Consider the following 21192-nt stretch of genomic DNA (forward strand, 5'->3'; position numbering starts at 1 on the left):
GTTATGTGGGGCAAAATTTCCCTTTTTCAAGTTACATGACGCGACAGGCAAAGCCTTTCAGATAAAGTCCTTCTGGATAGGTAGCAATCACCGGGTGATCGGCGGCCTGACGGAACTGCTCTATAAATTGTATATCACGTCCGGCATCAATTGCGGCATCAGCGACAATTTTCTGGAATAAATCGGTGGTCATCAGCCCGGAGCAGGAGAAGGTCAGCAGTACGCCGCCGGGGTTAAGCAGCTGAATCGCCAGCATATTGATATCTTTATAGCCACGGCAGGCACCCTGTAACTGGCTTTTATTTTCAACAAACTTCGGCGGATCCATTACGATCACGTCAAATTTCTCGCCGCTATCGCGATATTTACGCAGCAGTTTGAATACGTCATCGCGCACAAATTCAGCTTTGCTGAGATCCAACTGGTTTAGCTCAACGTTCTGCTTCGCCACGTCCAGCGCTTCCTGTGAGGTATCGACGCTGATGACCTGACGGCAACCGCCCATCAATGCGGAAACCGCAAAGCCGCCGGTATAGGAGAAACAGTTCAGCACGCGCGCATTTTCGACATAGCGACGGGTTGCCAGACGGCTGTCGCGCTGATCGAGATAATAGCCGGTTTTATGGCCTGCTTTGATATCCACCAGCAGCTTCATGCCATGTTCCTGAATTGGCAGCAGGGCAGGCGGTTGCTCGCCGGTGACCGGCCCCTGCGTCAGCTCCAGACCCTCTTTCTTACGCACCGCCACATCGCTGCGATCGTAAATTGCACATTCCGGCCACAGTGACTGGAGCGCCGAGATCAGCGCTGCACGCTGATATTCTGCTCCGGCGCTCAGCAGTTGCAGCACCAGGAAATTGCCGAAGCGGTCGATGGTCACGCCCGGCAGACCGTCAGACTCTCCGGCGATTAAACGCCAGGCATCCAGCCCGTCGCGTTTCGCCAGCCAGTCACGCCAGGTCTGCGCACGCTGAAGGCGGCGAATGAAAAAGTCGATATCCACCGACTCCTGCGGATCGAATGTCCAGACGCGGGCGCGGATCTGTGAATCGGGAGAATACGCGGCGCGTGCCAGCCATTTGCCCTGATGATCGACAATATCAATGGTCTCACCCTGGCTGGCCTTGCCTTCCATACGGGCAACGGCACCGGAAAAAATCCACGGATGGCGGCGCAACAGCGATTTCTCGCGCCCTTTCGCTAACACTAAACGTACGCTCATAGTTTACTTTTCTGTCGAATTAAGAAATTTGGCGCATTTTCCCGACTTCGCCCGGAAATTGCAACGCGTTAAGCGAAACCCACCTTCAGTATCCTGCAATCCAGCATGTGCTGTTAAACTTAGCCTGAGGTTTTTGAACAGTGAGGTTATTATGTCTGATGAAAAATCGACCCGCTGCGTAAAATGTTGGGTTCACGGCATGGTGCAGGGCGTTGGGTTTCGCTATACCACTCAGCATGAAGCGCAAAAGCTGGGGCTTACCGGCTACGCACGTAACCTGGATGACGGCAGCGTGGAAGTGGTGGCCTGTGGCGACGGTGAGCGGGTAGAGCAATTACTGGCATGGCTGAAAGCGGGTGGTCCGCGCAGCGCCAGGGTGGAGAAGGTTCTGACTGAACCCTCTCAGGGCGATCCGTCATGGACCAAATTCAGCATTCGCTATTAAATGCATTTCACCGGTTTAGGCAGGCCGGCAATTTTTGTCGCCTGCTTCGCGGGACCTTTCGGAAACAGGCGATAGAGATAGCGGCTGTTGCCTTTCTCTTCGCCAAAGGTATTCGCCATCGCTTTGACCAGCATCCGAATCGCCGGTGAAGTGTTAAATTCAAGATAAAAGGCGCGCACAAAACGCACCACTTCCCAGTGTTCCGCTGAGAGCGCAATTCCTTCCTGCTCGGCAATCACTTCAGCGAGTGCTTCGCTCCACTGATGAGTATCCTTCAGATAGCCTTCGCTATCGGTTTCAATGTCATGGCCTGCAAAGTTAAGCATCATCTTTCACAATGTCATTCGGTAAACTGGCGGCAGTGTAGCAAAAAACAAAGCCCCGCATAAGCGGGGCCTGGTGACAGCATATTACCTGTTAATCCCGGCTGGCGAAGCCCAGGATGCTCAGCAGGCTGATGAAGATGTTGTACAGCGAAACATACAGGCTGACGGTCGCACGAATATAGTTGGTTTCACCGCCGCGAATAATGTTGCTGGTCTCGAACAGAATCGCGCCCGATGAGATCAGAATAAACACCGCGCTAATTGCCAGGTGCAGCGCCGGAAGCTGTAGGAAGATATTGGCTACCATTCCCACCAGTACCACCACGATCCCCGCCATCAGCATACCGCCGAGGAAGGACATATCTTTGCGCGTGGTCAGCACATAAGCGGAACAGCAGAAGAACACCAGCGCCGTACCGCCCAGCGCCATCCCGATCACATCTCCCATGCCAGCGGAGAGATAGGCGTTAAGGATTGGCCCAAGGATATAGCCGAGGAAGCCGGTAAACGCGAAAGCCGCCAGGATACCTGAAGGCTGATTAGCCAGCTTGTAGGTCAGGAACATTAACCCGTACATGCCGACCAGCGTCAGGATCAGGCCCGGCGACGGCAGCGCCAGCAGCGTGCTCGCCGTGGCGGTAATCGCTGAAAACGCCAGCGTCAGGCTCAGCAGGAAATAGGTATTACGTAGCACTTTATGCGTGCTAAGCAGCGATGAACTCTCTCGGGAAACGGTAATAAAACGATCCATGAGTCACTCTCTTATGACAGATGTAATTAGCAAGAATAATAGAAAATCAAAGCCTAACGGCATATCGGTTTTACCCATCTTTACTCATTTTACGGTTTTCTGCACAGAATAAAATAATACGAATCAGGTTCCGGGCAGGATGAATAAGCGATCTCAGGAAAAGACGAGATCAATATCTTATAGGTCGCTAAAAAGGTTTGCTTTGCCCGCTAACTGTCGTTAAGAGTGGAGAGAGCGTGACGAGAAGTATCCCATTGATGAGGCAAAGGAAATGAATCGAGTTACCTATAAAACATACAATTACACCTTGCTGGCAGCGAGTTTACTGTTGACAACGACCTCCGTACTGGCGGCAACCGTCCCTCCCGGAACAGAGCTTGCTGCGCAGCAGGAAGTGGTGAGAAATAATGGTAGCGAGCCAGCATCGCTGGATCCGCATAAAGTAGAAAGTGACGTTGAGTTTAATCTTATCAGCGATATGTTCGACGGTCTGGTCGGGGTTAATCCCGACGGCACCATTGCGCCCCATCTCGCGGCGAGCTGGGAGAATAAAGATAATACCGTCTGGACGTTTCATTTGCGCCCCGGCATAACCTGGTCCGACGGTACGGCTATTACCGCGCAGGATTTTGTCTTTAGCTGGCAGCGGCTGGTGGATCCTAAAACCACCTCTCCCTACGCCAGTTATCCGGGCAATATGCATATCGTCAATGCGGCTGATATTGCGCAGGGTAAAAAAGCACCGGATACCCTGGGCGTGAAAGCTATTAACGATACCACGCTCGAAGTCACGCTAACCCAGCCTACCGCTGCATTCCTCGCGATGCTCGCCCACCCGTCGCTGGTCCCGGTCGATAAAGTGCTGATTACGCGTTTTGGCGATAAATGGTCGAGACCTGAGCACGTTGTCAGCAGCGGGGCGTATAAGCTTTCGGAGTGGGTGGTCAACGAGCGCATCGTGGCGCAACGCAACCCGCGCTACTGGGACGACAAAAACACGGTCATTAATAAAGTGACCTATCTTCCGCTCTCTTCCGAGACCGCCGACGTCAACCGCTATCGCGCAGGGGAAATTGATATTACCAATACCGTGCCGGTCAATCAGTTTGCCCAGTTGAAAAAAACGCTGGGCGATCAGGTTAACGTCTCGCCGCAGCTCGCCACTTACTACTATCAGTTCAACACCACTAAAGCACCGTTTAACGATCCGCGCGTGCGCCGGGCGCTCAATATGGCGCTGGATAAGGACATTATTGCTCAGAAAGTCATGGGGCAGGGGCAGCGTGCGGCGTGGGTCATTAGCCAGCCGGAAATTGGTGGTGTTACTCTGAAAGGACCTGACTATGCCAGCTGGCCGCGCGAAAAACGTCTTGCCGAGGCGAAGAAATTGCTGGCCGACGCGGGCTTCGGTCCGGATCACCCGCTCTCCTTTAGTTTGCTTTATAACACCATGGAGACCCATCAGCGCATCGCCATCGCTGCCAGCTCCATGTGGAAGAAAAATCTCGGCGTGGAGGTCAAACTCCAGAACCAGGAGTGGAAAACGATGCTGGACGCGATGCACACCGGCAGCTTTGACGTGGTGCGCTACGCCTGGATTGCCGACTATGACGATGCGGCCACCTTCCTTAATAATTTCCGTACCAACGACAGCGAAAATACCAGCAAGTACAGTAATACCGCGTACGATGAGGCGCTGGCAAACGCCGCCCGCGCGGCGGATGTGAAAGCACGCGGTCAATATTATCAGCAGGCAGAGGAGATTCTGGGGCATGATGTGCCTGCGATCCCGGTTTATCACTATGTGCGCACGCATCTTGTGAAGCCGTGGGTCGGCGGATTTACGCCCGACAGTCTGGGGTATTACTACACCAAAGACCTTTACATCAAAAAACATTAAGCGCACGCGTATCGTTTGTGTTGATTAACTGCTCAATATGCTGTTATTTCAGCCGAATAATCACATTTTGACGCTTTTTCAGGCAAACGATCGGATTAGTGCTTTACACGGCGCATGGAGATGTTTATATTGCGCCTCAACCCGGAAGCGTGGCCGAGCGGTTGAAGGCACCGGTCTTGAAAACCGGCGACCCGAAAGGGTTCTAGAGTTCGAATCTCTACGCTTCCGCCAAATTTAACAAGGGGTTACCGAAAGGTAACCCCTTTGTTTTTTTGGGTCTGCTGACACAGGATGTTGCTATATTTTCGTGATTACCATCCCATTTAGTCTTCTCGCGTCAGCGATGGCCCCATCGCGAGTTTTCCAGAAAATGTGACTTTGTTTCTCGCCAGCGATGAGCATCGTTATATCGCTGGCACAGTGAACGGTATAAAGGGGCGTTTCCCCCTTATCATCACCTCTCTTCTGACAAATAAATTTTATAACCCGACCTGGCGTCTCTTCATCCTGACCAGTTGCGGATAACGCAATGCTCTTATCGACAAGCCCGACATCAGAGCGCCGATGATCCCAATTTTCGAAATTCTATCCTGAAAGCCTTCCTGCTCGCCATGCCCCATCATCCGGCCAGGAAAACCAACCCTGCATAACGGCAATTACGGCCAGAAGCGGTAAATGTACACTCGATCACAAAAAGAAAATTAGCCCAATTTTTCTTCTTTTGTTTTAACTGTTACGCGTATACAGTTACCGATAACGTCAAAAGGAGGCGGTATGGAAAATTTGTTTGGACTCGCCGGAAAACGTGCGTTGATCACCGGTTCTGCGCAGGGTATTGGTAATTTGCTGGCAAAGGGATTAGCCGCGCACGGCGCTGAAATTGTGATTAATGATATTACGCAAGCGCGGGCAGATGAGGCGGCGCGCATGCTGGTAGAGATGGGTTACAAGGCGGTGGGATATGGCTTCGACGTCACCCACGGGGGAGAAGTTGAGCAGGCCATTGCGCACATTGAGCAATCCGTAGGCTCTATCGACATTCTTATCAACAATGCCGGGATCCAGCGTCGCTATCCCTTTACTGAATTCCCCGAAGAAGAGTGGGACAGGGTTATCGACGTCAACCAAAAATCTGTTTTTCTGGTATCAAAGCAGGTGGCTAAATATATGATGGCGCGGCGTCAGGGCAAAATCATTAATATATGTTCCATGCAAAGTGAACTGGGCAGAAAAACCATAACGCCTTACGCCGCGTCAAAAGGGGCAGTAAAAATGCTGACGCGTGGAATGTGTGTGGAACTGGCAGAATATAACATACAGGTGAATGGGATCGCGCCTGGCTATTTTGCAACGGAAATGACCTCTGCACTGGTCAATGATGAGAATTTCTCTGCCTGGCTGTATCAAAGAACGCCTGCTGCCCGCTGGGGAAGACCGGAGGAACTTATTGGCGCTGCGGTTTATCTGTCTGCACCGGCTTCCGATTTTGTCAATGGACACGTTCTTTTTGTCGATGGAGGAATGCTGGCGGCAGTATAAAAATAAATAACCTGTTTTGATTGCAAATTAATTTTTATCGCTGAAATTCTCAGGAATTATTATCGCCTGAGTCGGGAGCGCTTTACCTTTTTTGCCCTCCTGAAGTGACAGCGAAATAAATATTTATTGATCATCTGAGGATTACTTATGAATATACAAAAATTACCAGCTCGTCGCTGGTGGTATTTGATGCCTGTTATTTTTATTACTTACAGCCTGGCGTATCTTGATCGCGCAAATTATGGTTTTGCGGCAGCTGCAGGTATTGAGCACGATCTTGGTATTACCAAAGGCACCGCCTCATTAATTGGCGCGCTGTTCTTTTTAGGGTATTTTTTCTTTCAGGTGCCGGGCGCTATTTACGCCGTAAAGCGCAGCGTAAGAAAAATGATTTTCTGTAGCCTGATATTATGGGGATTTTGTGCCGCCGCCACCGGTTTTGTCAGTAATATTCCGACCCTGATGGTCCTTCGTTTTACGCTGGGTATCGTGGAAGCGGCAGTGATGCCCGCCATGCTGATTTATATCAGTAACTGGTTTACCAAAAGCGAACGTTCACGGGCTAATACCTTTCTTATCCTGGGAAATCCGGTGACGGTATTGTGGATGTCTATTGTCTCCGGCTATCTTATCCAGGCGTGGGGCTGGCGCGAAATGTTTATGATTGAGGGCTTACCGGCGGTCATCTGGGCGGTCTGCTGGTGGGTACTGGTACGTGACAAACCCTCGGAAGCGACATGGCTGAGCGCGCAGGAAAAGCAGACCCTGCAACAGGCGATGGATAGCGAGCAGAGTGATATCAAACCCGTGCGTAATTATGGCGAGGCCTTACGGTCGCGCAATGTCATTATGCTGTGCGCGGTACATGCCTTGTGGAGTATCGGCGTATACGGCTTCATGATGTGGATGCCGTCCATTCTTAAAAACGCTGCGCAAATGGATATCGTCTCCGTCGGCTGGCTGGCCGCTGCGCCTTATCTGGCGGCGATTTGTCTGATGCTCACCGTCTCCTGGCTATCGGATAAATTCCAGAACCGTAAGCTTTTTGTCTGGCCGCTGTTGTTAATCGCCGCCGTGGCGTTTTTTGGTTCCTGGATGCTCGGCAACCACGCGTTCTGGCTCTCTTATGCCTTACTGGTCATTGCCGCAGCCTGCATGTATGCGCCTTATGGACCTTTCTTCGCCTTAATTCCGGAACTACTGCCGCGTAATGTTTCCGGCGTTTCGATAGGCCTTATCAACAGCTTCGGCGCGCTGGGCGCGTTTCTGGGGGCATGGCTTGTGGGCTACCTTAACGGATTAACGGGAGGGCCGGGTGTCTCTTACTCTTTTATGGCCATTTCTCTGCTGGCTTCGGTCTCGCTGATGTACAACGTGCGCGCCGGCAATAAAACCTCTGCCACCCCGCTGACAACGGGCAACGTCGCTGGCTGAACGGATATCGGTGATGCGTGCCCGCATGGACTATGTTAAGGTTCTCTGCGATAACAGTTTGACGTATATCGCAGAGAATCATATGAAAAACAATCGGATGACATTGCAGGATATTGCGGATCTGGCTGGACTGAACAAGATGACAGTGAGCCGTTATTTGCGCGACCCGAATCAGGTATCGCAACGCAGCCGGGCAATTATTTCGAAAATTATGGAGGAGAATAATTACATTCCGAATCGCGCCCCGGAAATTTTACTTAATGCCCGCAGCAAAACCTTCGGCGTACTAATTCCCTCTTTTCGTAATTTAATTTTCGCCGACGTATTGGCGGGAATTGAGTCTGTGACGTCTGTGCGTCAATACCAGACGCTGATTGCCAATTATGAATACGATCCAGAGCGTGAGGAGCGAGAAGTCCTTACTCTGCTCTCTTACAATATTGACGGGCTTATTCTGACTGGCAGGCAGCATACCGCACGGATGGTGCAGTACGTACGTGCCAGCGGGATTCCCGTCGCCGAACTGATGGATCTCACCGAAAATCCCATTGATATACAAATAGGTTTTGATAACGAAAAAGCCGCATTTGAAATGACGCAGGCGTTTATCGAAAGCGGAAAACGCGCCATCGCCTATTTTGGATCTATGGACGATCCCCGTGATATTAGCCGTTTTCGCGGCACCGAAACGGCGCTGGCGGCGCATGGCCTGCGTCCTGTCCATTTCGCGCCCAAAAGTATTTCCTCCATTACGCTTGGCCGCCAGATGTTTCAGCAGGTTATGCGTGAAAGGCCGGAGACTGACGCTATCTTCTGTACCAACGACGATCTGGCCGTTGGCGTTCTGCTTGAATGTCTGTCACAGCAACGCAACGTCCCCGGCGATATCGCCATAGCAGGCTTTCATGGCCTGGAAATCGGCCGCGCCAGGCTTGAGAAGATCGCCAGCGTGGTTACGCCGCGCTACGACATTGGCAAAGTCGCAGCAGAGTTATTAATGCAGCGGCTTAGCGGCAAAGATACGCCGCAAAGCGTTAACCTTGGTTATCAAATTTATTATGGCGATACGCTATAAAACGATCCTCCAGGCGAGCGTCAGGGCCCGGAAAAAGCACCACTCATAATGCTATCCTTCAAAAATGCGAGACATTGGGGGCGCGGTCGTTTTCCAGCAAAAGGAACTGACGCCAGCTGACCTCGTCGACCTCAATACCATGACTCAACCGATGCTGCTGATGACGCCGCTCCGCCTCGCCGGGCAAGAGTACATCGCGGTCGCCATGGCCTTCTCGGGTCCACTGTAATTGCGCAACCAGCTCATCTTGCCACTCCGGTCCCGCACCCAGCAGGTCGGGATTAACTATCAACGACAACATACTATTCACCACCCCGGCACCTTTGCTCTTTTTCAGACGTTCGCTTTCGCCGCCGGTTAACGCCGCGCCAAGCAGGCTACACACCAGCGCCAGACCGGAACCTTTATGGCCGCCAAACGCCAGCAGCGCGCCGAACGGTTCCTGCACCAGCCAGCGCGGATCTTCGGTCGGGTTGCCGTGGTCATCCACCGCACAGCCAGGGAGGATGCTGCGACCTTCGTTCCAGGCGATACGCGCTTTATTGCCCGCAATTGTGCTGGTGGCGAAATCGAGGATAAGAGGCGGCTGCCCGGCGACGGGAATACCGACGCAGAAGGGATTGGTGCCAAAGCGCGGCGACAGGCCGTTAAACGGCAACACCACCGGACGAGAAGCGACGTTGGCGAAGTGAATAGCAATCAGCCCTGCATCGGTAATTTGCTCGGCAAAGGCACCGATACGTCCCAGATGGTGCGACTGCGCCAGTCCCACCACCGCGATGCCGAAACGGCGGGCGCGTTCGATACCATGAACTATCGCGTCGCGTCCCTGTACCTGACCGAACCCGAGGCCGCCGTGAAACGAGAGTAACGCGCCTTCATCGCGCGTCAGACGCAGCGGGGCGGTTGGGATGAGCTCACCGGCGCGGATGGCTTCGATATAGCGTGGCAACAGGGTCACCCCGTGCGAGTCGTGGCCTTTTAACGAGGCGTCCACAAGGTTATTCGCCACCACGCTGGCAATGTCCGGTGCAACATCAACCCGTTGCAAATGCTGTGTAAGATAATCACGTAAGAAGGTATGGCTTAGAAGAGGCATAATCTGACCTTAAACAGAATAGAACCGGTCCGGGAACGCCCCGGACGACAGTAAGCCGGGTTAGCGTTGCATTCCCCAGCGTTTGATGGTGAGGCGTTCGATAGTGGCGAAGATCAGCGTCTCCACCAGTAAACCAATCAGGATCACCGACGCCAGTCCGGCAAAAACCCGGTCGGTATAAAGCTCGTTACGGTTCTGGAAAATGTACCAGCCCAGACCGCCCTGGCCGCTGGAAGCGCCAAATACCAGTTCGGCAGCGATTAACGTCCGCCAGGAGAAAGCCCAGCCGATTTTTAAGCCAGCAAGAATAGAGGGTAAGGCGGCAGGCACCAGAATATGCCAGACGTAACGTAATCCGGTCAGGCCGTAATTCCGCCCGGTCATCCGCAGCGTCTCGCTGACGCCAAGAAAGCCCGACCAGGTATTCAGCGCCATCGGCCACAGCACCGCGTGGACCAGTACAAATATCAGGCTGTTGGTACCCAGACCAAACCACAGCAGCGCCAGCGGCAGCAGGGCGATAGCGGGCAGGGGATTGAGCATAGCGGTCAGGGTAGAAAGCAGATCTCGTCCCAGGCGGGTGGAGACCGCCAGCGCGCTAAATGCCAGCGCCAGTAGCGAGCCAATCGCATATCCTTTCAGCAAGGTGCCCAGTGAAATCGCGATTTTTGCCGGCAGTTCGCCGCTGCGCATATCCTCAACGAAAGCGTGGATGACCTGTACGATGCCTGGCAGCATCAGATCGTTGTTTTGCCAGCGCGCGCCCGCTTCCCACAGTATCGCCAGCGCCAGTACCAACAGCGTTTTACGCAGCGGAGTAAAATTCCACAGACGTTGCGTCCACGGCAACGTCTGCTCCAGGGGAACATCATCTAATGGTACCAGGTCCTGTAAATATTCCGGGCGCACCGGAGGTAATCGCTTCATCATCAAGGCCTTATTCGCTTAATAAAGGGAGCGGGGCGTCCTGGCCTTGCAACAGGCGAGCGGACGCAGAATAGGGGGCGGTGGTGGGCGGAAACAGCAGATCGTGAATGCGTCGCGCCGCAGCCTGGAACGCCTCTCCGCCCTCTTCGCGGCGCTCAAACTGATGACTGTTAAGCTCGGCGCGCACGCGCCCGGGATGCGGAGAGAGCAAAAGAATGCGGCTGCCGATAAGCAGCGCCTCTTCAATTGAATGGGTGACAAACAGCAGGGTAAAACGCACTTCGTCCCACAGTTCAAGAAGCTCTTCCTGCATCTTGCGTCGCGTCAGGGCATCCAGCGCGGCAAACGGCTCATCCATGAGCAGCACTTTCGGTTTCATGGCCAGCGCGCGGGCAATTGCCACCCGCGCTTTCATACCGCCGGAGAGGGTGTGCGGCCAGGCGTCGGCAAAATCCGCCAGTCCGACTTTTTCCAGATAGTGCAGCGCCTGGTCGCGCGCCTCGCGGGCTGAAAGCGTGCCGGTAACGCGCAGCGGGAACTGTACGTTATCCAGCACCGTTTTCCAGGGTGGCAACTGGTCAAATTCCTGAAATACCATCATCCGATCGGGACCCGGATGCGTAATCGCGCGTTTGTCCAGTAGGATCTCGCCGCTGAGCGGCGGTAAAAAGCCGCCGACGGCCTTTAGCAGGCTTGATTTTCCGCACCCTGACGGGCCCAGCAGGACGAAACGATCGGCAGGAAAAACATTGAAGCTCACGTTATGCGTGGCGCGCACGCGTCGTTCGCGGGTAGCATATTCCAGGCTCAGCGCTTTCACCTGTAATAACGGCTCAGGCGTATCTGACGGCTGAAAACTCATCATTCTTTTCTCCATTAGTCCTGTTGCGCTTATTTACCCTGATAGCCGCTTAGCTGCCCGAGGCGATATGCGGGTCTTCAAAGAAGTAATCTTTTATCGACACTGGGTTGTGCTTAATGGCACCGACGCGATACAGGAATTGCCCAAGCGACAGGGTATTTTGCGGCGCGACGGTGAATTTCACTTCCGGACTCTGCAAAATTTTCAGCAGCAGCGTACGGTCAATTTTCGATTTATTGACCCGAATAAACGCCTCAGCGGCTTCTTGCGGATGCTGGGTCGCGAATTGCGCCGCTTCGGCGATAGCGCTGACAAAGGCGCGGTAAGTGCGCGGGTTGTCTTTACGGAATTTTTCCGTGGTGTAAAGCACCACCGGCGTATTGGGCCCGCCCGCCACGGTGTAAGAATTGAGTACGATGTGGGCTTTCGGATTCGCCGCCAGCGCCTGTTCCTGGAATGGCGAGTTGCTGAAGTGGGCGCTGATTTCCGTCCCGTTGCTAATAATTGCCGCCGTGGCGTCAGGGTGCGGAACCGCCACCTGGAGTCTGTCGAGGCGATTATAAGCTTTATCTCCCCATAGCTGCGCCGACGCCTGTTGCAGGAAACGCGATTGTACCGAGACACCGACCGCCGGTACGGCGATACGGTCCTTGTCGCTGAAATCAGCGATGGTTTTCACGTTGGGGTTGGTACTAATTAAATAATAAGGGAACTGTCCGGTGGCGACGACTGCCCGCACGTTTTGCCGATCTTTAGTCCTGTCCCACAGGGTAAACAGCGGACCGATGCCCGCCCCGGCAATATCAACGGAACCCGAAAGCAAGGCTTCATTGACCGCCGCACCGCCGGATAACTGCTGATAATCCACCTTAATATCCAGCCCTTCTGCCTTACCGTGTTTTTCAATAAGATGCTGATCCTGCGCGATATTCAGTAGCAAGTAGACGACCCCGAACTGTTACGCAATCCGCAGCTGGCCTTCCGCGCTCGCGCCAAAGGGGAGTGTCAACGACGCCAGCAGCAGACCGGCGCTGGCAAGGGGGGTGGTATTAAGCTTTATTTTTTTCATCATCATTCGCCATTTAAATGATTACAGTGAAAGCAGATTCAATCCTGCAAGAAAAATAAGCGAGGCAGCGACAAAGCTATTTCAGCCGAAAAACAATGCTGCTGACGTTATTGTTTTTGTAGAATAAATGGCGAATGACGGCTGTTAAATAACATTTCATTCTAAGTTAGATGATGCAGGCGTTTTCATGATTATCTGCGTCCAGTACCTCACTGTTCGCGGTATTCGTCTTTACAGTCGGGAAATAAAAGTTAATAAATTGTTGGGCTGTTTATTTGTTTTTATCATAACCTTATCTATTAAAAATCATTAGCAGGGAAGAGATTAATAGCGCCGTGATAATATTCACTGCGCAATAAACGGTTGGCGTTAATATATGCGCGGCGGCCAGCGATTAATTCGTATGGCGCATGGCGCTTTCTTATAGGTCATTTATAAGCAGGCTCCGATCGCTGTTTGTCGCGTCGCCGTACCCACCTCCGGCGACATTATAACGCGATGACCAGGTTGGCTGAATGGCAGCGCGAGCAGCACAGCGCTATATGCTGTTCAGCGGCGCTTTTTTCTTCCTCCGATTGCACCGTATCCCGATGGTCAACGACGCCATCAATAACCGGAGTAAGGCAGGCACCGCAGATCCCCATTTCACAGGACAACGGCACATCGACGCCATTTTCGATTAACACCTGGGCGATCGTTTTATCGCCGGGCACCGGCCATTTTTCCCCGCTGGAGGCCAGGGTGATGGTAAAGGTCTGCGTATTGTCTTCAATCGCCGGCGAAGGCACAGGCTGGAAAGCTTCGCTGTGGACCCAGGCTTGCGGCCATCCTTTGGCTGTCGCGATCTCTGTGGCGGCGGACATAAACCCCGCAGGCCCGCAGGTGTACAACCGCTCCCGCCCTTTAGGTGCGGAAATCGCGTCATTCAGGCCGTGGCGCGCGCTTTCGCCCTCATCAGAACAGTGGATCAGGCAAACGCCGTTTTTTAGCGGCCGGGAGAGTTCGCGCAGAAAAGCGGCGCTGGCGCGGCTTTTGACATAATAGTGGAGCGTAAACGACGTGCCGACAGCCTCCAGGTGAAGCGCCATGGCATACAGCGGGGTAAGGCCGACGCCAGCCGCCAGCAGCAGGACGTGGTCAGCATCATGCAGTGGGAACAGGTTACGCGGCGGCGAGATCAGCAACGTCTGGCCGGGGCGCAGGGTTTCATGGACATACTGCGATCCGCCGCGTGATGCGCTCTCTTTCGCCACACAGATAAGATAACTCTCCCGGGAGGCGCTGGTGCCGGTCAGCGAATATTGACGAATAATGCCGCAGGGCAGGTGGACGTCAATATGCGCGCCCGGCTGCCAGGCGGGTAGCGGTTCGCCGTTTTCCGCCACCAGCCTGACGGCAAGGCTTTTATCGCCCTGCCGCCAGAGTCCATCAACTATTACCTTCAGCACATCATTCATCTCTCTTCTCCGTCAAACGAGGAAAAATTCGCCAAAACCCATCTTTTTCAATCCGCGGCGGTAGGCGATCGAACTCCTGTCGGCAGGAATATGCGCCTCTAGCGTCAGATCCAGCGGCAGTTTTTCCGGGCGCTGCGTCTCCACCATCAGGCGATCTTCTTCGAATACGCGTAAATTGAATGCATGGACGTCCTCAACCGGCACATGGAGATCGAAATTACGCGCGATGGGCGCATACATGCGGGTGATGCGCGACGATACCGGCGAGGCGGCGTTCATAATCACCAGGCGGGCCTCGCCGGGAAAATGGATGGTCAGCGTGGCGGTAAAAGGCAGATGCATTTCAAAATGGCGTAGCCACTGAAATCCTTCCGGCGCGCGAAAGTCTGAACTGGCGGGGTAATTACCCACCGAACTCCAGTAATCCGCAATAAAGCCCGTCGCCGTTTCCTGCGGATGATACGCTGGCACAACCTGATTATCCGGGTCGGCGAAGGTGTCGGTGTGGATCCAGGCAAAATGAGCGACATCAAGAAACCCTTCCACCTGGCGACCGGCAAAACCATTAACCTCAAAGGCCGGGCAGTTGATCTGCTGAAAACCGTCGTCGTGCCAGTGCGGCATGGTGGGCAGCGGCACCGGGTTCTGCGGATCGAAGGCCAGACAGGCCCAGATCAGACCGTAACGCTCCTCCGTCGCATAGCTTGTCAGGTTGAGCTTCGCCGGAACCGGCTGATCCGGGCTGGAGGGAATGCGGTTGCAGCGGCCATCCTCGCCAAAACGCAGCCCGTGATACGGGCAGATAATTCCTTCGTCATCGTGAAATCCGAGGGTCAGCGGTACGCCGCGATGCGGACAGACATCGCGGGCTACCACGACCTGATTTTTTATCCGGTAGATCACCAACTGTTCGTCCAGCAGCGTAGCCTTCACCGGTGCCGCGCCGATATCGCAGGCGCGGGCCACCGGATGCCAGCATTTTGCCAGGCGCAGCCAGTCTTCCGGATCGAAGGTGCAATGGGCGGGCGGCGTGGGATGTTGTGTTTTCATGGGTGTCCTTCCTGCTCACGGAAAAGTATTTGTTTAATTGTTGTGACTTTATTGTTGCCATATTAAGGTGTTCACATCCATCGCCATTAATTCACTAACCCGTTGCAAAAAAGCGTACAGGTGGCATATGAGTCCATTTTCCCGTTTCGCCCTCTATTTTTCCGCAGTGGCCCGCAGCGGCAGCCTGCGCCGGGCTGCGGAAAAATTGCATATTTCTCCCTCGGCGATTAATCGCCAGATCCTACAGGCCGAGGAGACGTTCGGTACGCCGCTGTTCGAACGGCTGCCGGAAGGGCTGCGTATGACCACGGCGGGAGAGTTGCTGTATGACAATCTGCTGCGCTGGCAAAAAGAGTTTCAGCTCACCCGGCAAAAATTTGATGAGCTACAGGGATTAAAACGCGGAACGGTCAGCGTCGGAATGGTGCAGGCGCTGGCAGAAGGCAGTTTTGCCGGGGCGCTGGCCAACATCATTGCCGACTGGGACTGGCTTGAACTGGAGCTACAGGTGGCGGACAGCTATACGGTCAGCCAGAAGGTGCGTCAGGCCGATCTTGATTTCGGCCTGATCCTCGACCCCGAAGGGCAGGCAGGGCTTAGCGTCCTGGCGTTTGCCGAGCTGGAGATGGGCGTGGTCATGCGCCCGGAACATCCGCAGGCCCGCTCCGCCACGCTCTCTCTGGGCGCGCTAAGTCAGGAACGGCATATTGTTCCCGGCGCGCCGCTTATCGTCCACGATCGCGTGGAAATGCTCTACCGACATTACGACTTTTACCCGGCGAATAGCATCCGTTGTAACGATATCAGGCTGATTAAATCGCTGGTACTCAAAGGTAGTGGCGTGACGGTGCTCAGCCTGCTGGACGTTCTGGACGAGGTGAAAGGCGGTCAGCTGGTCTTTGTGCCGCTACGTAACAAACTGCTGCGGCCTTTGACGCTGGCATTGTGTACCGCGCCATCGCGCCAGCTCTCCCGCCCGGCGCAAATGGCGATTCAGAAACTGACGACCGTCATTGAGGAGATGCAGATCGTCGGGGGAGCATCATCCTAACGGCCCGCCCTGAATGGTATCGCACAGGCCGTTGATGATCCGCTCACCGGTCTCTTCTTTCAGTTCCTGATACCAGGCCTGCGTCAGCGCCATATCCTTGCCATGCGTTATATCGCAGCGCTTACGGGCCTTAAGCACCAGATCGCGTACCCGATCGCAGCGCAGCGCTTCATACTGGCGCAGGGCGGCGGTGATATCACGGGTGCCGCGGAAAATATCGCCCAGCACCACCGCATCTTCCATCGCCGCGCAGCCGCCCTGACCAATATCCGGGGTGGTGCTGTGCCCGGCATCGCCCAGCAGCGCCACTTTACCGCGTACCAGCCGGTCAAAAGGCTCAATATCGTGGATCTCGATCCGATTGGTGGTCTGCGGATTAAGCGCGGCGATCAGTTTTTGCACCTGCGGTGCCCAGCCGCTGAAGTAGCGGGTAAGATCCGCGCGTAGCGTGTCACGGTCCTCGGTAAGGCCTGCCGGAAGAGGAACGTCGAAGAAAAAGTAAAAGCGCCCGTCGGAAACGGGCATCAGGGAGACCCGCTTGCCTTCGCCGACGAAGGTCGTCCACTGATCGGCAGGTGCAATGCTTTCATCGATCTCCACCAGCCCATTCCAGTTTACATATCCCGCGTAGCGGCGCTCCGGCGTGTAACCCAGCACAAAGGGACGCAATGCCGAGTGGCTGCCGTCGGCGGCAATCAGGAAATCGCCCTGTGCCGATGTTCCGTCGGTAAACCACACGGTCACGCCATCGGCGTCTTCCTGCGCCCGTGCAACCCGTTTGCCGAACTGCACCGTCTCGCGCCCCCAGAATTCCAGCATCTCACGCTGCAATTCAGCGCGGGAGACGGGGCAGGGGCGACCGCCGGTGCGTTCAACTAACGGCGCGAGGCTAAAGCGAGTCAGGGTCTCTCCCCGCTGATAATCCTGATAGGCCATAAAGCGCATCGGACCGCCGTAGGTTTCCATTATCTCGCCCATACCGAGATGATTCATACACTTTACGCCGTTGGGCCAGATGGAGATAGCGGCACCGACGGGCTTAATCTCTTTTACCGCTTCAAAGACCTCGCAGGCGATGCCCGCGTTTTTTAGCGCGACGGCCGCGCTCAGACCGCCGATACCCGCGCCGATAACCAATGCTTTCATTCCGTTCTCCTTAAATAAACCCGGTAAGAGTCAGGAGCAATTTGCGTACCAGAATGATCGCTGCCCTGATAGCGGGGCGGTAATGCACAAAATAGCGCTATCGCGCACCTTATTGGTGCGCATACACCCATGCATTGCCTTTTTATGAATCAAAAGTTTCTTTAGTCATCAGCAAGAATCTAATGTTTCAACAGGGGTAAGGCGGAATGGAGGATGACAGCGGACTCTGGCCTGCTTTGTGCATAGGACAATGCACACTTGTTCATAACGGGATGGAATCACCATGTCAGAAGAAAAGAACGACACGTTATTGTACGGCCTGGAGCAGAAGATCCCGCCGCTGCCTGCGTTCTTTAGCGCACTACAGCATGTGCTGGCCGGGCTGGTGGGAATTATTACCCCGCCGCTAATTATTGGTGCCGCGCTGGGGCTGGGAGAGTGGATGCCGTACCTGATTAGCATGTCGCTGCTGGCGTCGGGCATCGGCACTTTTTTACAGGCCAACCGCGTGTGGGGCATCGGGGCCGGGATGATCTGTATGCAGGGCACCAGCTTCGCCTTCCTCGGGGTGGCTATCGCCGGCGGCATGTGGGTGAAGGGGCAGGGCGGCACGCCGCAGGACATTATGGCGATGCTGTTTGGCGTTAACGCGGTGGCAGCGCTGGTGCCCATTATTGTTAGCCGCTTCATTGAGCCGCTGAAGAAAATCTTTACCCCAATCATTACCGGCAGCGTGATTGCGCTGATCGGCATCAGCCTGATTAAAGTGAGCGTGATCAACTGGTGCGGCGGCGAGCAGGCGAAGGATTTCGCCAGCATGAGCAATATCGCGCTGGGCGCGGGTACGCTGGGCGTTATTGTCCTGCTGAGCTGCGCCCATAACCGCTGGCTGCGCCTCTCTTCCGTCGTGGTGGGGATTGCCATCGGCTGCCTTGCCGCCGCGTTTACCGGCAGGTTTCATTTCAGCGGCGCAGGCGACGTCTGGTTCCGCCTGCCCGCGCTGTTTCCGTTTGGTTTCCAGTTTAACAGCGCCATCTTTTTGCCCATCGCCCTGGTCTCGCTGGTCTGCATTCTGGAGGCGGTAGGCGATCTTACGGCGAATTGCCTGATCTCCCGGCAGTCCATCGACGATAGCGCGTTTCGCTCGCGGCTGAAGGGCGGTATCCTGGCCGACGGGATTAGCTGCCTGGTTGCCGCCATGCTGTGCGCCTTTCCTAATACCACCTTTGCGCAAAATAACGGCGTGATCCAGATGACCGGCGTCGCCAGCCGGTTTGTTGGCCGCTATATCGGCGGGATCCTGATCCTGCTGGGGCTGTTCCCGCCGTTTGGCGAGGTGCTACGCCAGATCCCAATCCCGGTGCTGGGTGGGGCGACAATGGTGATGTTCGGCTGCGTTGTCGCTGCGGGCATTCGTATTATTACGCAGAAACCGTTAACCCGCCGCGATATGCTGATCGTCGGCCTGGCGTTTGGCTTCGGGATGGGCGTGGAAGCCGTTCCGGCATTTCTCACCCATTTCCCGCCGATTATCGGCAACCTGTTCGGCTCGGCAGCCACCTGTGGCGGCGTGGTGGCTATTGTTCTGAACCTGGTGATTCCTGAAGAAAAAAGCGCGGCGACAGCGGCGGCAAGGAGCAATGATGATCGCGCTGAATCACTTTAACCAGTTATCGACGATTGAAGCCCTCGCCGTGTTGCAGCCCTGCGTGGCGATCCCCTCCTGGTCGGCGGCACTGGTGGCGGCGCGGCCCTATGCCAGCCTGGCCAGGCTGCGAAAAGAGGCTTACCAACAGACGCTGGGCTGGGGGGCGGCTGAGCTGGAGACGGCCCTCGGTGCGCACCCGCGGATTGGCGAAAAACCCGCAGGTCCGCAGACGCACGCGGCACTCTCGCGCCAGGAACAGTCAGCGGTGGATGACCGTGATGCCCGGCTAACGCAGGCGCTGAAAGAGGGCAATGCCCGCTATGAGGCGCGCTTTGGCCGGGTGTTTTTGATCCGCGCCAAAGGACGCAGCGGCGAGGAGATCCTCGAGGCGCTGGCGCAGCGTCTGGCCCATAGCGATGATGAAGAGCTTCGGGTTACCCTTGAACAGCTTCGCGAGATTACGTTATTACGACTGGAAGGAGTGATTGGCGAATGAGCAGTCTTAGCACCCATATTCTGGATATTTCCACCGGCAAACCCGCCGAAGGGATAACAGTTCGCCTGGAACGCGACGATCGGGTCGTTGCCGCTGGCACGACCAATGCCAACGGGCGCATCAGCGAACTCGGCGCGGATCTGCCGCCGGGAAGCTACCGGCTGGTGGCGGACATCGGAGAGTGGTTTGCTAACCACGGGCGCGCCACTCTCTTTTGCCGGGCGCAAATCGACTTTGCAATCGGTGATGCGGCAGACGAACATTTTCATCTGCCGTTTTTAATCGCGCCCGGCGGCTGGTCAACCTATCGCGGAAGCTGACGCCTGCCATACGCGCTGGCCGTTAACCCAGGTTTCATGGATATTTCGTTCATCACCCAGGGTCATTAGTACAAAAAGCCGTTCATAAATATCCTTACAGCGCCCGATTCGCAGGCGCTGTAAAGGTGTCACCGCCGGATCAATGACCACAAAGTCGGCCTCTTTGCCCGGCGCAAAATTGCCAATCCGATCGTCAAGACGCAGCGCGCGAGCGCCGCCCAGCGTGGCGTGATAGAACGCTTCGCTGGCGCGTAGCCGGTAGCTTTGCAACTGGCATACTTTATAGGCTTCGCCCAGCGTGCGCAGCATACTGAAGGTAGTGCCTGCCCCCACGTCGCTGCCCATCCCTATCCGCACCTTGTGCTGCCAGCTTGCCGGCAAGCGAAACAGTCCGCTGCCGAGGAAGAGATTCGACGTCGGACAGAAGGCGACGGCGGACCCGGTATCGTGCAGGCACTGCCACTCCCGCTCGTCAAGATGAATACCGTGGGCAAAGACGCTGCGCTCGCCGGTCAACTGATAATGATGATAAACATCCAGATAACGCTCGTGCTCCGGCCAGAGATCTTTCACCCACGCCACTTCATTCGGGTTTTCGCTCAGGTGCGTCTGTAGCCAGGTTTGCGGAAATTCTTCCCTGAGTTGACGCACTGCCTCCAGTAAAGCGGGGGTGGAGGTGGGCGCAAAGCGCGGGGTGATGGCGTAGCCAAGCCGTCCCTGATGCTGCCAGCGCTGAATGAGCTCCCGCGTCTGCCGGTAGCTCTCTTCGGCCGTCTCGCTCAGGTAGTCAGGCGCATGTCGGTCCATCATCACTTTTCCGGCGATAAGGCGCATATTCAGTCGCAGTGCCTCGCTAAACAGGGCATTGACCGATTCAGGATGCAGCGTACAAAACACCAGCGCGGTGGTGGTACCGTGGCTTAAAAGCTGCTCCACGAAGAAGCGGGCTATCTCTGCCGCGTAGGCTTCGTCGGCAAACTGGCTTTCCACCGGAAAGGTATAGGTCGTCAGCCATTCCAGAAGCTGCTCGCCAAAGGCACCAATCATCTCCGTTTGCGGATAGTGGACGTGCGCATCAATAAAACCAGGGAGCAGGATTTTACCGCGCAGATCGGTATAGCCCGTTTGCGGGTGCAGATACTGCTCGCCCTCCTGCCAGGGCATCAGCGCCTGAATATGGCCGTCCCGAATGAACAACAGCCCGTCATCGACATGCCGCGCGTAACGGGCGATATCATCGGCAGTCTCGGCGGGGTGGGCGATATCAAAAAACGTACCGCGAATAGCGGCATGATAGTCAATCATGGTTTCTGCCTTAGTGGATGTCATGCCGGGTAAGATCGAAAAGCAAAATAAATGCCAGTATTGAGATAGC

At 55.1% G+C, this 21192-nt stretch carries 20 protein-coding genes and 1 tRNA gene; 10 read left to right on the plus strand and 11 right to left on the minus strand.

From position 1 onward, the window contains the following. Nucleotides 1–31 precede the first annotated feature (31 nt). Nucleotides 32–1222 (minus strand): 23S rRNA (cytosine(1962)-C(5))-methyltransferase RlmI, encoded by a 1191-nt coding sequence (rlmI, locus tag INT84_RS03540; protein ID WP_194205640.1) that lies wholly within the window; start codon nt 1220–1222, stop codon nt 32–34. A gap of 151 nt (nt 1223–1373) precedes the next feature. On the opposite strand from rlmI, the gene yccX reads away from it, so the two are divergent. Then, nucleotides 1374–1667 carry an acylphosphatase gene (yccX, locus tag INT84_RS03545; protein ID WP_194205641.1) on the plus strand — a complete coding sequence of 98 codons (294 nt, stop codon included), beginning with the start codon at nt 1374–1376 and terminating at the stop codon, nt 1665–1667. Here yccX and tusE read toward each other — a convergent pair. Beyond that, the gene (tusE, locus tag INT84_RS03550) at nt 1664–1993 is read right to left on the minus strand and encodes a sulfurtransferase TusE (protein ID WP_176920751.1); all 330 of its coding nucleotides are present in this window, start codon (nt 1991–1993) and stop codon (nt 1664–1666) included. The genes yccX and tusE overlap by 4 nt on opposite strands. Before the next feature lie 91 nt (nt 1994–2084). Next, nucleotides 2085–2744: an FtsH protease modulator YccA gene (yccA, locus tag INT84_RS03555; RefSeq protein WP_194205642.1), complete on the minus strand. Its 660-nt coding sequence runs from the start codon at nt 2742–2744 to the stop codon at nt 2085–2087. Nucleotides 2745–3015: 271 nt separating this feature from the next. On the opposite strand from yccA, the gene INT84_RS03560 reads away from it, so the two are divergent. The 5 genes from INT84_RS03560 (at nt 3016) to INT84_RS03580 (ending at nt 8692) form a co-directional block, all read left to right on the plus strand. Continuing rightward, nucleotides 3016–4644: an ABC transporter substrate-binding protein gene (locus INT84_RS03560; protein WP_194205643.1), complete on the plus strand. Its 1629-nt coding sequence runs from the start codon at nt 3016–3018 to the stop codon at nt 4642–4644. Nucleotides 4645–4787: 143 nt separating this feature from the next. Further along, a tRNA-Ser gene (locus INT84_RS03565) sits at nt 4788–4875 on the plus strand. 543 nt (nt 4876–5418) lie between these two features. After that, a complete protein-coding gene (gene idnO, locus INT84_RS03570; RefSeq protein ID WP_194205644.1) occupies nt 5419–6183 on the plus strand; it encodes a gluconate 5-dehydrogenase in 765 nt (254 codons plus the stop codon). 147 nt (nt 6184–6330) lie between these two features. Then, nucleotides 6331–7617, plus strand: a complete 1287-nt coding sequence (locus INT84_RS03575) for an MFS transporter (protein WP_194205645.1) — start codon at nt 6331–6333, stop codon at nt 7615–7617. An 82-nt stretch (nt 7618–7699) separates the two neighbouring features. Continuing rightward, on the plus strand, nt 7700–8692 hold the full coding sequence (locus INT84_RS03580; RefSeq protein ID WP_194205646.1) for a LacI family DNA-binding transcriptional regulator: 993 nt from the start codon (nt 7700–7702) through the stop codon (nt 8690–8692). A 58-nt stretch (nt 8693–8750) separates the two neighbouring features. On the opposite strand, the gene INT84_RS03585 is transcribed toward INT84_RS03580, so the two are convergent. The 6 genes from INT84_RS03585 to hpxD form a co-directional block, all read right to left on the minus strand. Continuing rightward, complete coding sequence (locus INT84_RS03585) at nt 8751–9791, minus strand: malate/lactate/ureidoglycolate dehydrogenase (protein WP_194205647.1); 1041 nt, start codon at nt 9789–9791, stop codon at nt 8751–8753. Nucleotides 9792–9851: 60 nt separating this feature from the next. Next, complete coding sequence (locus INT84_RS03590) at nt 9852–10718, minus strand: ABC transporter permease (protein ID WP_194206105.1); 867 nt, start codon at nt 10716–10718, stop codon at nt 9852–9854. Nucleotides 10719–10728: 10 nt separating this feature from the next. Next, nucleotides 10729–11580, minus strand: a complete 852-nt coding sequence (locus tag INT84_RS03595) for an ABC transporter ATP-binding protein (RefSeq protein WP_194206106.1) — start codon at nt 11578–11580, stop codon at nt 10729–10731. 49 nt (nt 11581–11629) lie between these two features. Then, nucleotides 11630–12520, minus strand: coding sequence for an ABC transporter substrate-binding protein (locus tag INT84_RS03600; protein ID WP_228065802.1), 891 nt, complete (start codon nt 12518–12520; stop codon nt 11630–11632). A gap of 617 nt (nt 12521–13137) precedes the next feature. After that, nucleotides 13138–14106, minus strand: coding sequence for a PDR/VanB family oxidoreductase (locus tag INT84_RS03605; RefSeq protein WP_194205648.1), 969 nt, complete (start codon nt 14104–14106; stop codon nt 13138–13140). A 12-nt stretch (nt 14107–14118) separates the two neighbouring features. After that, nucleotides 14119–15156 (minus strand): molybdenum cofactor-independent xanthine hydroxylase subunit HpxD, encoded by a 1038-nt coding sequence (gene hpxD / locus INT84_RS03610; RefSeq protein WP_194205649.1) that lies wholly within the window; start codon nt 15154–15156, stop codon nt 14119–14121. A 127-nt stretch (nt 15157–15283) separates the two neighbouring features. Here hpxD and hpxR point away from each other — a divergent pair, with 127 nt between their 5' ends. Then, entirely contained in the window at nt 15284–16207 is a 924-nt protein-coding gene (hpxR, locus tag INT84_RS03615; protein ID WP_194205650.1) for a LysR family hpxDE operon transcriptional regulator HpxR, read from the plus strand. Here hpxR and hpxO read toward each other — a convergent pair. Further along, nucleotides 16199–17353, minus strand: coding sequence for an FAD-dependent urate hydroxylase HpxO (hpxO, locus tag INT84_RS03620; RefSeq protein ID WP_194205651.1), 1155 nt, complete (start codon nt 17351–17353; stop codon nt 16199–16201). The genes hpxR and hpxO overlap by 9 nt on opposite strands. A 283-nt stretch (nt 17354–17636) precedes the next feature. Here hpxO and INT84_RS03625 point away from each other — a divergent pair, with 283 nt between their 5' ends. The 3 genes from INT84_RS03625 to uraH are packed head-to-tail and all read left to right on the plus strand — an operon-like array spanning nt 17637 to nt 19817. After that, complete coding sequence (locus tag INT84_RS03625) at nt 17637–19019, plus strand: nucleobase:cation symporter-2 family protein (RefSeq protein ID WP_194205652.1); 1383 nt, start codon at nt 17637–17639, stop codon at nt 19017–19019. Further along, on the plus strand, nt 18997–19497 hold the full coding sequence (uraD, locus tag INT84_RS03630) for a 2-oxo-4-hydroxy-4-carboxy-5-ureidoimidazoline decarboxylase (protein WP_194206107.1): 501 nt from the start codon (nt 18997–18999) through the stop codon (nt 19495–19497). The genes INT84_RS03625 and uraD overlap by 23 nt, the downstream gene beginning before the upstream one ends. Beyond that, nucleotides 19494–19817 carry a hydroxyisourate hydrolase gene (uraH, locus tag INT84_RS03635; protein WP_194205653.1) on the plus strand — a complete coding sequence of 108 codons (324 nt, stop codon included), beginning with the start codon at nt 19494–19496 and terminating at the stop codon, nt 19815–19817. Before uraD ends, uraH begins: the two co-directional genes overlap by 4 nt. Here uraH and guaD read toward each other — a convergent pair. Beyond that, nucleotides 19797–21122, minus strand: a complete 1326-nt coding sequence (guaD, locus tag INT84_RS03640; RefSeq protein WP_194205654.1) for a guanine deaminase — start codon at nt 21120–21122, stop codon at nt 19797–19799. The two genes, uraH and guaD, sit on opposite strands and share 21 nt — an antisense overlap. Nucleotides 21123–21192: the final 70 nt, after the last annotated feature.

This window comes from Superficieibacter sp. 1612_C1, from assembly GCF_015234305.1.
Classification (GTDB): domain Bacteria; phylum Pseudomonadota; class Gammaproteobacteria; order Enterobacterales; family Enterobacteriaceae; genus Superficieibacter.